The organism is Microbacterium sp. UBA3394 (assembly GCF_002358725.1).
Classification (GTDB): Bacteria; Actinomycetota; Actinomycetes; order Actinomycetales; family Microbacteriaceae; genus Microbacterium; species Microbacterium luteum.
The window spans coordinates 1-12765 of sequence record NZ_DEPK01000248.1 but is presented as its reverse complement, the minus strand read 5'-3'; the positions used below and the strand labels follow the sequence as shown (position 1 = coordinate 12765).

Sequence of the window (12765 nt, the reverse complement as noted above, 5' to 3'; positions counted from 1 at the left end):
GTCAAGCGCTCCCGCTGAACGCGCCTCGGGGGCGGGGAATGTCTCACCGTCGTCCTCCGTTGCCCCTGGGTATGACGACCGTGGGAACCATCGGATGACCAGCCCCGCCCTCTCGGTGCTCGATCTCGTCCCGGTCCGCACCGGCCAGACCTCCTCCGAGGCGATCGCCGCGAGCCTGCACCTGGTGTCACGCGCCGAGGAACTCGGCTACCGGCGCTACTGGTTCGCCGAGCACCACAACATGCCCGCCGTCGCCTCGACGACACCGCCCGTGCTGGCTGCTGCCGCCGCGGCGCGCACCGAGCGCATCCGGATCGGATCCGGCGGCGTCATGCTGCCCAACCACTCCCCCCTCGTGGTGGCCGAGCAGTTCGCCGCGCTCGAGGCCCTGGCGCCCGGACGCGTCGACCTCGGCATCGGCCGGGCGCCCGGTTCGGATCCGGTGATCACGCAGCTGCTGCGTCAGAGCGGGACGACGAGCGACGTGGAGCGGTTCCCCGAGCACGTGCGCGACATCCTCAACCTCGTCTCACCCGATGGCGCCGCGCTGCGCTTCACCTCCGGCGGCACGTACGACGTGCACGCGACGCCGGCGGCGACCGGTGCGCCGGAGGTGTGGCTGCTCGGGTCGAGCGACTACTCGGCGCAGCTGGCCGCCGCGCGCGGACTGCCCTACGTCTTCGCCAACCACTTCTCGGGCCAGGGGCTCGAGCGTGCGCTGGAGGTGTATCGCACGCAGTTCCAGCCCTCGGAGCACCTGGATGCGCCGCGCACGTTCCTCACGGTGAACGTCATCGCCGCCCCGACGCGGGAGGAGGCCGAGGAGCGGTCGCTGCCCAACCAGCGGATGATGGCGCGCCTGCGCATGAACAAGCCCCTGGTGGCGAACGAGACGGTGGAGCACGCGAAGGCGACGACCGACGAGTTCGCCGGCATGGGCGAGACCATCATGGCCGCCGCCCGCGCGACGTGGATCGTCGGCACGGGCGACGAGGTCGCGGGAGAACTGCAGAGCCTCGCGGTGCGCCACGATGTGGATGAGGTCATGATCTCGCCCATCGCCGGTGCCTACGAGTCGGAGCCGCTGGAGACCTCCCCCGGCCGGGTCCAGACGCTCGAACTCGTCCACGCCGCCCGCGGCGCACTCGTCGCCTGATCCCGAACGCCTGATCCCGGCGCACGTCCCGAGCTCTCCTGACCGGAGCAGCTCGGCTCGATCTCGTTCACAACTCCTCAAGGCCGTCGCCGACAACGCCGATGAGCCTCCAAACGGCCGCACGTGAACAGTTCTTGAGGAGTTGTGGACGCGACCGAGCCAGCGGCACGAGCGCACCCCGGCGGTCGTGTGCTCACGCCCGGCCCACGAGCGTTTACTGCCTCGTCACAGGCGGAAATCGTGACGAAACGTGCGCGCAGAAGGATCGGGTAACGGGGCTCATTGCCGGCATCCCGACCCGGTCCCGTGACGACGACGCAGGACTCGACCCGGGGGAAGACGATGACGACGGTACGCGCAGCCATATCTCAGACGACCTGGACGGGCGACGTCGCATCCATGCTCGACCGGCACGAGAGTTTCGCTCGCGAAGCGGCCGCTCAGGGCGCGGATGTCATGTGCTTCCAGGAGCTGTTCTACGGCCCGTACTTCGGAATCACGCAGGAGAAGAAGTACTACCGGCTCGCCGAGCCCGTCGATGGGCCGATCGTGCAGCGATTCGCCGCCGTCGCCAAGGAGCTCGGGATGGTCATGGTGCTGCCCATCTACGAGGAGGCGCAGACGGGGGTCTACTACAACACGTCGGTGCTCGTCGACGCCGACGGCCGGGTGGTCGGCAGCTACCGCAAGAACCACCTCCCCCACGTCGAGAAGTTCTGGGAGAAGTTCTACTTCCGTCCCGGCAACCGCGGGTACCCGGTCTTCGACACGGCGATCGGGAAGGTCGGCATGTACATCTGCTACGACCGTCACTTCCCCGAGGGCTGGCGCGAACTCGGCCTGAACGGCGCTCACATCGTGTTCAACCCGAACGCGACCAAGCCGGGGCTCTCGAACCGCCTGTGGGAGATCGAGGGACCGGCGGCGGCCGTGGCGAACGGATACTTCGTGCTGCAGCCCAACCGCGTCGGGCGTGAAGACAACGAGTACGGCGAGGAAGCCGTCGACTTCTACGGCACGAGCCAGATCATCGACCCCCGAGGGAACTTCGTCGGCGACCGCGGCTCCGGCACCGAGGAGGAACTCCTCGTGCGCGATCTCGACATGGACATGGTCCAGCAGATGCGGGACGACTGGCAGTTCTTCCGAGACCGCCGGCCGGATACGTACGGAGACATCGTCGCTCCCTGACGTTCGTCTCGCTTCGCTCGCGCAACGACCTGGAACACAAGGAGACAGCGACATGGCAACCACACTCATCACGGGCGGGACCGTGGTCTCGGCGACCGGCCGGGGCGAAGCCGACGTGCTCATCGACGGCGAGAGGATCATCGCCGTCCTCGCGCCGGGATCGGTGCTCCTCGGCACGGACCTGGCCGGTTCCGTCGACACGGTCGTCGATGCCACCGGAAAGTACGTCATCCCCGGCGGGATCGACGCGCACACGCACATGCAGCTGCCCTTCGGCGGAACCTTCGCGTCGGACACGTTCGAGACGGGAACCCGCGCCGCCGCCTGGGGCGGCACCACCACGATCATCGACTTCGCGGTGCAGAAGTACGGCGAGCGCGTCCAGGACGGTCTTACCCGCTGGCACGACCTCGCCGCCGGCAACTGCGCGATCGACTACGGCTTCCACCAGATCATCGGCGGTGTCGACGACGACTCCCTCGCCGCGATGCCGGCCCTCATCGACGAGGGGATCACGAGCTTCAAGCTCTTCATGGCCTATCCCGGCGTGTTCTATTCCGACGACGCGCAGATCCTCAAGGCGATGCAGGTCTCCGCCGATACGGGCCTGCTCACCATGATGCACGCCGAGAACGGGCCCGCCATCGACGTGCTGGCCGAGCAGCTCGTCGCCGCGGGGAACACCAGCCCGTTCTTCCACGGCAAGGCCCGCGCGTGGCAGATGGAGGAGGAGGCCACCCACCGGGCGATCATGCTCTCGCACCTCACCGGCGCGCCGCTCTATGTGGTGCACGTGAGCGCCAAGCAGGCCGTCGAGCAGCTCGCGTGGGCGCGCGACAACGGACAGAACGTGTTCGGCGAGACGTGCCCCCAGTACCTGTACCTGTCGCTCGAGGAGCAGCTCGGCGCCACGAGCGAGGAGTGGGGCGACTTCGAAGGCGCCAAATGGGTGTGCTCCACGCCGCTGCGATCGCACGAGGAGGGCCACCAGGACCACATGTGGCAGGCCCTGCGCACGAACGACCTCCAGATGGTCTCCACCGACCACTGCCCGTTCTGCATGAAGGACCAGAAGGAGCTCGGCCGCGAGGACTTCCGCGCGATCCCGAACGGGATCGGATCGGTCGAGCACCGCATGAACCTCATGTACCAGGGAGTCGTCACCGGGCGCCTCACCCTGGAGAGGTTCGTGGAGCTGACCTCGACGACCCCCGCTCGCATGTTCGGCCTCTATGGACGCAAGGGCGTCATCCAGCCCGGTGCCGATGCCGACATCGTCGTCTACGACCCGCGGGGGCACACCTCCATCGGCTACCACGAGAATCCCGACGGATCCCCCACGGGCAGAACCCATCACATGAACATGGATCACTCGGCATGGGAGGGGTACGAGATCGACGGACACGTCGACACCGTCATCTCCCGCGGACGGATCATCGTCGACGACGACCGCTACCTCGGCACGGCCGGAGACGGTCAGTACCTCAAGCGCGGCCTGTCGCAGTACCTGGTGTGAGCATGCAGCCCGTCATCGCCGCGCCTCCCGCCCGCCCCCACGACCGGACGGAGTGAGCGCTCATGGACTTCGGAGTGGTCCTCCAGACCAACCCTCCCGCCTCCCGCACGGTGCAGCTCGCCAAGCTCGCCGAAGCACACGGCTTCAGCCACGCGTGGACCTTCGACTCCCACCTGCTGTGGGAGGAGCCGTACGTCATCTACGCCGCCATCCTCGCCGAAACCCGGAAGCTCACCGTCGGACCGTTCGTCACCAACCCCGCCACGCGGGACTGGACCGTGACGGCCTCGCTGTTCGCGACCCTCAACGAGATGTACGGCAACCGCACCATCTGCGGGATCGGACGCGGAGACTCGGCCGTGCGCGTGACCAACGGCAGACCGTCCTCCATGGCGGAACTGCGCGAATCGATCCACGTCATCCGCGAACTCGCGAACTCCCGCCCCGTCGAGTACAAGGGCTCGACGCTGCGATTCCCGTGGAGTTCCGGATCGGCACTGGATGTGTGGGTCGCCGCCTACGGCCCGATGGCCCTGAAGCTGACCGGCGAGGTCGGGGACGGGTTCATCCTGCAGCTGGCCGACCTCGATATCGCAGCGTGGATGATCCGCACCGTGAAGGAGGCCGCCGAGGCCGCCGGGCGCGACCCCGACGCGATCGCCTTCTGCGTGGCGGCACCGATGTACATCGGTGACGACGTCGCCCACATGCGCGATCAGTGCCGCTGGTTCGGCGGGATGGTGGGAAACCACGTCGCCGACATCGTCGCCAAGTACGGCCATCACGGCGATGGCGTGCCCGAAGCGCTCACCGACTACATCGCCGGCCGCAGCGGCTACGACTACAACACCCATGGACGCGCGGAGAACGACCACGTCGACTTCGTGCCCGATGAGATCGTCGACCGGTTCTGCGTGCTCGGCACCGCTGAGCAGCACATCGCCAAGCTCGCGGCACTCCGCGATCTGGGCGTGACCCAGTTCGCCGGCTACCTCCAGCACGACAACAAAGAGGAGACGATGCGCGTCTACGGCGAGACGGTCATCCCCGCGCTGCGCGAGCACGTGACGGCGAAGGCATGACGGCGGCTCGCTGGCTGGCGGTCGGATGGGGCGTCATCGGCATCCTCGTCGTCATCGGATCGTGGGAGCTCTACAAGGCGACGGGGCCCGCCGAGGGCGTCGTGGTCGGCGCCGTCGACGGCGAGACGGGCTCCGGCGTGATGATCCTGCCGCGCACGCACGATCGCGCGATGCCGCACGTGTGGGACATGATCGTGCGCCTGTTCGCCCCGACGAGCGGCGGGGACACACCACCGCTGTGGATGTCGGTGGTCGCCGCGGCCGGAGTCACCCTCGGAATCGCCGCAGTGGGATGGATGATCGGGGTGATCGTCGGCGCCGCGCTCGGCCTGATCATGCAGCGGTCACGTCTGGCCGAGTGGGGCCTTCTGCCCTGGATCGTCCTCAGCCAGATCGTCCCCCTCATCGCCTTCGCGCCGGTCGTCAACGCCATCGGGAACCAGATCGACCGCGACGTCATGCCCTGGCCGCAGTGGCTGTCCGTCGCGGTGATCGCCTCGTACCTCGCCTTCTTTCCCGTCGCCGTCGGGATGCTGCGCGGACTCGCCGCGCCCGACCCTATCCACGTCGACCTCATGCGGAGCTACTCCGCCGGCTACTGGTCGACGCTGTGGCGGCTCCGCCTGCCCGCGGCGGTTCCGCACCTGTTGCCCGCGCTGCGGCTCGCCGCGGCCAACGCGGTGCTCGGCGCCGTGGTCGCGGAGGTCTCGATCGGGATGCGCGGCGGCATCGGCCGCATGCTCATCCAGCTCGCCGGCCAGGCGTCGTCCGACCCGGCGGCACCCTGGGCACCCACCTTCGGCTCGATCGCCCTGGGACTCATCGCCGCCGGCACTGTCGCCGTCATCGGCGTGGGGTTGAAGAACTACCGCCGAGGAGAGGCCGCAGCATGAGCGTTTCCCCACCGACCACTCCCCTCGCGGTGCGCGCCGCCGGCATCGGGAAGACGTTCTCGACGGCGGGCGACGACGTGCACGCGCTCACCGGGGTCGACCTCGAGGTGGCTGCCGGCGAGTTCGTCTCGCTGATCGGTCCGTCCGGATGCGGAAAGTCCACCCTCATGCGGCTCATCGCCGACCTCGACACCCCGACCGAGGGCACGCTGGAGATCTTCGGAAAGACGCCGGAGCGGGCACGGGTCGCGCAGGACTACGGCATCGCCTTCCAGCAGGCAGGCCTCCTCCCCTGGCGCACCGTCGCGGCCAACATCGCGCTGCCACTCGAGGTTCATGGACAGGGCCGCACGGAGCGGGATGCTCGCGTGCGCGAGCTCACGCACCTCGTCGGCCTGCAGGAGTTCACGGAGCGCTATCCCGACGAGCTGTCGGGTGGCATGCAGCAGCGCGTCGCGATCGCCCGGGCCCTCGCGGCCCGTCCGAAGCTGCTGCTGATGGACGAGCCGTTCGGCGCCTTGGACGAGATGACGCGCGAGTACCTGCAGGTCGAGCTCTCCGGGATCGCCGCCGAGACCGGAGCTGCCGTGGTCTTCGTCACCCACTCCATTCCCGAGGCCGTCTTCCTCTCCGATCGGGTCGTCGTGATGAGTCCCCGTCCGGGCCGCATCGCCGAGATCGTCCCGACGCACCTCGGCGGCGGACGCGACGAGGCGCTGCGCGAGTCGCCGGCCTACTTCGACCGCGTCACCGCCGTGCGGGAGGCCCTTCACGGCACGCGCGTCGAGAGGGCGAACGAACGATGACCGCCGCGGACGAGCTCACCCGCGCCGCACCCGTGGCCCGCGCGCCACGCGAACGGCCCCTGCCGCCGTGGCTGCGCATCGTCGCACCGGTCGCGGTCGGCGTGATCGGCGCGGTGCTCTGGACCCTGTGGGTCGACGTGCTCGGCACCGCCCCGCGCATGCTGCCGAGCCCCGTGGCGATCGCCGTCGAGTTCGTCACGCGGTGGCAGATCATCGCCGACGACATGATCGTCACCGCCACCAACGCCGCCGTCGGGCTGGTCGCCGGCACGGTCCTGGCCGTGCTGCTCGCCGGCCTCGCGACCGCTGTGCGCCCGATCGACGGGATGCTCGCTCCGCTCGTCGCGGCGTTGGCGGTGATTCCGATCGTCGCCCTCACCCCGCTGCTGAACACGATGTTCGGCGCCTCGAGTCAGTTCGGCCGGCAGGCGGTCGCGACGATCGCGGCGTTCGTCCCGGTGTTCGTCAACGTGGTGCGCGGCCTCCGACAGACGCGACCGGTCCATCGCGACCTGCTGCGCGCATCCGCCGCCACCGGTGCGCAGACCTTCCGCTACCTCACCCTCCCCACCGCGGTGCCGTACCTGATGACGGGACTGCGCATCGCCGCCTCCCTCGCGGTCATCGCCGCCCTGGTCGCCGAGTACTTCGGCGGCCCCGCCGACGGCGTCGGAACGTCCATCGCCACGTACGCCAAGTCGGGCCGGGCGGCGCTGGCGTGGGCGTACGTCGTGGGCGGAATCCTCATCGGGCTCGGCTTCTACCTCGCCACCACCCTGCTCGAGCGCTTCGTAACGAGGGGGCCACGCCCCTGAGCACGACCGACGAGGGACCGCCCGCACCGACCCATCCGCCCGAATCACCGCACCACCCGCAACACCGCACCGCTCGCATCACCCGTACAACCCCGCATCACTTCTTTCAACAGAGAACGGACGCAATCATGAGACACAGCATCCGACGCGGAATGTTCACCGCGTCCACCATCGCCATCACCGCCCTGGCACTCGCCGCGTGCTCGGGGTCCGACGCCGACACTGCCGCCGACACCGACTCCTCCGACGTCGAACCGCTGACCGAGATCAGCCTCCAGCTGCAGTGGCTGCCGCAGGCGCAGTTCGCCGGGTACTACCTCGCGCAGGAGATGGGCTACTTCGAGGAGGAGGGGTTCGACTCTGTCGAGATCGTTCCGTCCGGCGGCGACATCGTCCCGCAGGACGCGCTCGTGGCCGGAGACGTCGACTTCGCCATCGCCTGGGTGCCCAAGGTGCTCGGCACGCTGGAAGCCTCGGGCGTGGAGCTCACCGACATCGCGCAGGTCTTCCAGGAGTCCGGCACCCTCCAGGTGTCGTGGGCCGACGACGGCATCACCTCGGTCGCGGACTTCGAGGGCCAGCGCATCGGCTCATGGGGGTTCGGGAACGAGTGGGAGATCTTCGCCGCGATGGCCGAGGACGACCTCGACGCCACATCGGTGTCGATCACGACACAGGACTTCAGTATGAACGCGCTCCTGGACCGCGACGTCGACGCGGCCCAGGCGATGACCTACAACGAGTGGGCGCAGATCCTCGAGGTCATCGATCCCGAAACCGGCGAGCTGTATCAGCCCGAGGACTTCAACGTCGTCTCCTATGCCGACACGCAGGGAGCCATGCTGCAGGATGCGATCTGGGCGGACACCGAACGGCTCGAGAGCGACCCCGCCTATGCCGACGCGGCGGTGCGGTTCCTCAAGGCGATCACCAAGGGGTGGCTCTACGCGCGTGACAACCCGGAGGATGCCGCCGACATCGTCTACGACATCGCCTCGAACGCGGAGGCCGCCTTCCCCGTCGGACCGGTGCACCAGCTGTGGCAGATGAACGAGGTCAACAAGCTCATCTGGACCGGCGCCGACTTCGGTGTGGTCGACGCCGCCGCATGGGATCAGACCGTGGCGGGAGCGCTGGCCGCGGTCAACCAGGACGGGCTGAACCTCATCACCACCGAACCGCCCGAGACGGCCTACTCGAACGAGTACATGGAGCAGGCGCTCGCCGAACTCGCCGACGAGGGTGTCGAGGTGACCGGCGAGTACACGCCGATCGAGGTCGAGCTCACCGAAGGCGGCATGTGAGGTGACCCCGGGGTGTCCCGCGTCGATGGCCGGCGCGGGACATCCGAGGTGGCGAGCTCGTCGCCACCGGACCGCTTGACCCGACGACCCCGACCCAGGAGGGTGACGGCATGACGCACGAACTCGATGCCCGCGCGAAGGAACTCGACCGGGCCCACGTCTTCCACTCGTGGTCCGCGCAGGAGGGGCTCGATCTGCCGGTGATCGCCGGCGGATCCGGGGCGTGGGTCTGGAATCACGCCGGCGAGCGGATGCTTGATCTCAGCAGCCAACTCGTCAACGTGAACATCGGCCATCAGCATCCCGCGGTCGTCGCGGCGATCCAGGAGCAGGCGGGGCGGCTCGCGACCATCGGCCCCGCCACCGCGAATCTCCACCGAGGCGAGGCAGCCGCTCGCATCCTCGACAAGGCTCCCGATGGCTTCGCCAAGGTCTTCTTCACCAACGGCGGAGCCGACGCGAACGAGAACGCCGTGCGCATGGCGCGCCTGACCACCGGCCGCGACACGGTGCTGTCGACCTACCGCTCGTACCACGGCAACACCGGCGGCGCGATCGTCGCCACCGGCGACTGGCGGCGGATGCCCAACCAGTACGCACGAGGTCACGTGCACTTCTTCGGGCCGTACCTGTATCGCAGCGAGTTCTGGGCGACGACTCCCGAGGAGGAGTGCGAGCGTGCGCTTCACCACCTGCGGCGGGTCATCGAGTCGGAGGGACCGCAGACGATCGCCGCCGTGCTGCTGGAATCGGTCCCGGGCACGGCCGGCATCCTCGTGCCTCCGGCCGGCTACCTCGCGGGGGTCCGCCACCTGTGCGACGAGCACGGAATCGTGCTCATCCTCGACGAGGTCATGGCCGGATTCGGACGCACCGGCCAGTGGTTCGCCTTCGAGCGTCACGACATCGTGCCCGACCTCATCACCTTCGCCAAGGGGGTCAATTCGGGTTACGTCCCCGTCGGCGGCGTGATCATCAGCGAGGCGATCGCGGCGGCCTTCGACGACCGCGTCTTCCCCGGCGGTCTCACGTACTCCGGGCACCCGCTTGCGGCGGCCTCGATCATCGCGTCGATCGACGCGATGACCACGGAGGGGATCGTCGAACACGCCCGCACGGTGGGAGCCGACGTGATCGGACCGTCACTGCGCGCGCTCGCGGACGACCACGACCTCATCGGCGAGGTGCGCGGCGAGGGCGTGTTCTGGGCGGTGGAGCTCGTGGCCGACCGCGGCACTCGCGTCCCGGTGGCCGCGACCACGATGGCAGCGCTCAAGCAGGAGCTCAGCGTACGCGGGGTGATGGCGATGACCGTGGAGAACCGCATCCATGTCGTCCCACCCTGTGTGGTCACCGCCGACGACATGACCCAGGGGATGGTGGCGCTCGATGGCGCGCTCGCGGCGGTCGCGGCGTGAGGGGTTGCGCGCCGGGCGGCGCCACGCAGACTGGATGAAAGCCCCCACGAGGGGCCACTCGAGGGAGAGAGAACGATGACAGACACCACCACCCTGTCCGCCCCCGCCGGCTCGACCGAGAGGCCGATCATCGAGCACTGGGTCGCCGGCGGCCCGTGGTCCGGAGCCTCGGAGCGCTCGGGGCCCGTTTTCGATCCCGCGACCGGAGAGGTGCAGAAGCTCGTGCGCTTCGCCGCACCCGGTGACGTCGATCACGCGGTGCGCGTTGCCCGGGAGGCCGCCGAGACCTGGCGCGATGCCAGCATCGCGAGGCGTCAGCAGGTGCTGTTCGCGTTTCGGCAGATCGTCCACACCCGTCGAGACGAGCTTGCCCGCATCCTGACCAGCGAGCACGGGAAGGTCGTCTCCGACGCGCACGGTGAGATCGCCCGCGGCCTGGAGGTCGTGGAGTTCGCGTGCGGACTCGGACACCACACGAAGGGGGCGTACAGCGAGAACGCCTCGAGCGGCATCGATGTCTACTCGCTCCGTCAGCCGCTCGGCGTGGTCGCCGTCATCAGTCCGTTCAATTTCCCCGCGATGGTGCCCATGTGGTTCTTCTCCATCGCCATCGCCACCGGGAACGCCGTGATCCTCAAGCCGAGCGAGAAGGACCCGAGCGCGGCCAACTGGCTGGCAGCGGCGTGGGCGGAGGCGGGTCTTCCGGCGGGGGTCTTCACGGTGCTCCACGGCGACAAGACCGCGGTCGACGGGCTCCTCGAGCATCCCGACATCCAGGCGGTCTCCTTCGTCGGGTCGACGCCGATCGCGAGATACGTGTACGAAACGGGAACGCGCCACGGCAAGCGCGTCCAAGCGCTCGGCGGCGCCAAGAATCAGATGCTCGTGCTGCCGGACGCCGACCTCGACCTGGCCGCGGACGCGGCGGTGAGCGCCGGGTTCGGGTCGGCGGGCGAACGGTGCATGGCCATCTCGGTCGTGCTCGCGGTCGACACGATCGCCGACGCCCTCGTCGAGCGGATCGCGCAGCGGATGGCGGCGCTGCGCACCGGTGACGGCACGCGCGGCTGCGACATGGGACCGCTCATCACCGCGGAGCACCGCGACAAGGTCACCGGCTATGTCGCGGTCGCCGAACAGGACGGCGCATCCGTCGTCGTCGACGGACGCGGTATCGAGGTCGACGGCGACCCGAACGGCTTCTGGCTGGGTCCGACCCTGCTCGATCGTGTGCCGACCGCATCCGCCGCCTATCGTGAGGAGATCTTCGGTCCCGTCCTGTCGGTGGTCCGCGTCGGCGGCTACGAAGAGGGACTCGATCTCATCAACGCCAGCCCGTACGGCAACGGCACCGCGATCTTCACCAACGACGGCGGTGCGGCCCGCCGCTTCCAGCGAGACGTGCAGGTGGGCATGATCGGCATCAACGTGCCGATCCCGGTCCCCGTCGCGTATCACTCCTTCGGTGGCTGGAAGGCGTCGCTGTTCGGCGATGCGAAGGCGTACGGTGTGCACGGATTCGAGTTCTACATGGCCGAGAAGGCGGTCACCTCACGATGGCTCGACCCGTCGCACGGCGGGGTCGACCTCGGGTTCCCCCAGCACACCTGACACTCTCGCCCGGGCGCCGAGGCGTACCGGATCACTCCGGGGTGTACACCTCGAGCGCGTCGGCGATGCCCTTCACCCGCAGCCGGAAGGCATCGCCGTCGCGCTGTACGAGCTCGCCGTCGTGCACGAACGACAGCTCGCCGCCCGCGGCGCGATGCACCGTGAGGTCGAGGTCGTCCAGCAGCATCCGCTCGATGTCGGACTCCGGCGGCAGCAGACGGAGGAAGCGCAGCACCGCGGTGGTCTTGCGGCCGAAGGCGAGCGATGCCACGGCGCGCGTATGCGACCCGCGTGCGTGGTGGAAGCGCACGTCGAGCCGGTCGTCGCCGAGCGTGATGCGCTGCAGCGTCGCGATGCGCGCTTCGTCGTTCGCGCCGACGCTGACGAAGACCGACCACACGCGCGCGTGCCGCCCGCCGCGCCCCACCCGGATCGGCTGCGCGTCACGCAGCTCGCGCCACGCGGCCGCGGCCCCGCCGATCCAGGTGCCGAGCCGGTCGACGCGTCGCTTGCGCTCGGCGACGAAACCGGGATGCAGCCCGAGCGTGACCGCATCGAGCACGGTGATCGGCTCGTCGTCGTCCGCCCGCACCTCGGCCACCGCGACACGGCGGCGCCGCCCGGCGAGGTAGGCGGCGAGGGCGTCGTCGACCGTCTCGATGCCGATCGCCCGCGAGAAGTGATTGAAGGTGCCGGCAGGGAGCACGAGCAGCGGAATGTCGTGGCGGCGCGCCGTGTGCGCCATCGTCGAGACCGACCCGTCTCCGCCGTGCATCGCGACGGCCGTCGGCGGGTCCTCGCAGGCCATTGCGGCATCCACCACCCGGGCGAGGTCTTCACCGTCGGCCAGGTCGTGCACGGTCGCGCCGGGCACGTGCCGCTCGATGAGGGGGCGCGGGTCGTCGTGAGAGCGGTCGCGGCCGGACTTCGGGTTCAGCACGATCAGGAGGCCGCGACCGGGGAGGGTGTCGGT

The 12765-nt window shown here is 69.2% G+C and carries 11 protein-coding genes; 10 read left to right on the top strand and 1 reads right to left on the bottom strand.

Translation table 11 applies throughout. The features are described from left to right. The first annotated feature begins 94 nt into the window (after window positions 1-94). The 10 genes from B4E30_RS14770 to B4E30_RS14725 all read left to right on the top strand — a co-directional run bounded on the left by B4E30_RS14770 (window position 95) and on the right by B4E30_RS14725 (window position 11792). Complete coding sequence (locus B4E30_RS14770) at window positions 95-1156, top strand: LLM class flavin-dependent oxidoreductase (RefSeq protein ID WP_286795901.1); 1062 nt, start codon at window positions 95-97, stop codon at window positions 1154-1156. Between the two features lie 342 nt (window positions 1157-1498). Next, window positions 1499-2347, top strand: a complete 849-nt coding sequence (locus B4E30_RS14765; RefSeq protein WP_194384522.1) for a nitrilase-related carbon-nitrogen hydrolase — start codon at window positions 1499-1501, stop codon at window positions 2345-2347. A 52-nt stretch (window positions 2348-2399) separates the two neighbouring features. Further along, on the top strand, window positions 2400-3863 hold the full coding sequence (hydA, locus tag B4E30_RS14760; protein WP_286795898.1) for a dihydropyrimidinase: 1464 nt from the start codon (window positions 2400-2402) through the stop codon (window positions 3861-3863). 62 nt (window positions 3864-3925) lie between these two features. After that, on the top strand, window positions 3926-4945 hold the full coding sequence (locus tag B4E30_RS14755; protein ID WP_286795896.1) for a TIGR03842 family LLM class F420-dependent oxidoreductase: 1020 nt from the start codon (window positions 3926-3928) through the stop codon (window positions 4943-4945). After that, a complete protein-coding gene (locus tag B4E30_RS14750) occupies window positions 4942-5838 on the top strand; it encodes an ABC transporter permease (protein WP_194384520.1) in 897 nt (298 codons plus the stop codon). Before B4E30_RS14755 ends, B4E30_RS14750 begins: the two co-directional genes overlap by 4 nt. Further along, window positions 5835-6644 (top strand): ABC transporter ATP-binding protein, encoded by an 810-nt coding sequence (locus B4E30_RS14745; protein ID WP_071044075.1) that lies wholly within the window; start codon window positions 5835-5837, stop codon window positions 6642-6644. Before B4E30_RS14750 ends, B4E30_RS14745 begins: the two co-directional genes overlap by 4 nt. After that, window positions 6641-7459 (top strand): ABC transporter permease, encoded by an 819-nt coding sequence (locus tag B4E30_RS14740; protein WP_071044076.1) that lies wholly within the window; start codon window positions 6641-6643, stop codon window positions 7457-7459. Before B4E30_RS14745 ends, B4E30_RS14740 begins: the two co-directional genes overlap by 4 nt. 128 nt (window positions 7460-7587) lie before the next feature. Beyond that, window positions 7588-8763: an ABC transporter substrate-binding protein gene (locus B4E30_RS14735; protein WP_286718326.1), complete on the top strand. Its 1176-nt coding sequence runs from the start codon at window positions 7588-7590 to the stop codon at window positions 8761-8763. Between the two features lie 110 nt (window positions 8764-8873). Continuing rightward, window positions 8874-10181: an aspartate aminotransferase family protein gene (locus B4E30_RS14730; RefSeq protein ID WP_286795893.1), complete on the top strand. Its 1308-nt coding sequence runs from the start codon at window positions 8874-8876 to the stop codon at window positions 10179-10181. A 75-nt stretch (window positions 10182-10256) separates the two neighbouring features. Then, complete coding sequence (locus B4E30_RS14725) at window positions 10257-11792, top strand: CoA-acylating methylmalonate-semialdehyde dehydrogenase (RefSeq protein WP_286795891.1); 1536 nt, start codon at window positions 10257-10259, stop codon at window positions 11790-11792. 31 nt (window positions 11793-11823) lie between these two features. On the opposite strand, the gene B4E30_RS14720 is transcribed toward B4E30_RS14725, so the two are convergent. Then, window positions 11824-12765: diacylglycerol/lipid kinase family protein (locus B4E30_RS14720; protein WP_286795890.1), on the bottom strand; the 942-nt coding region annotated here is incomplete at its 5' end.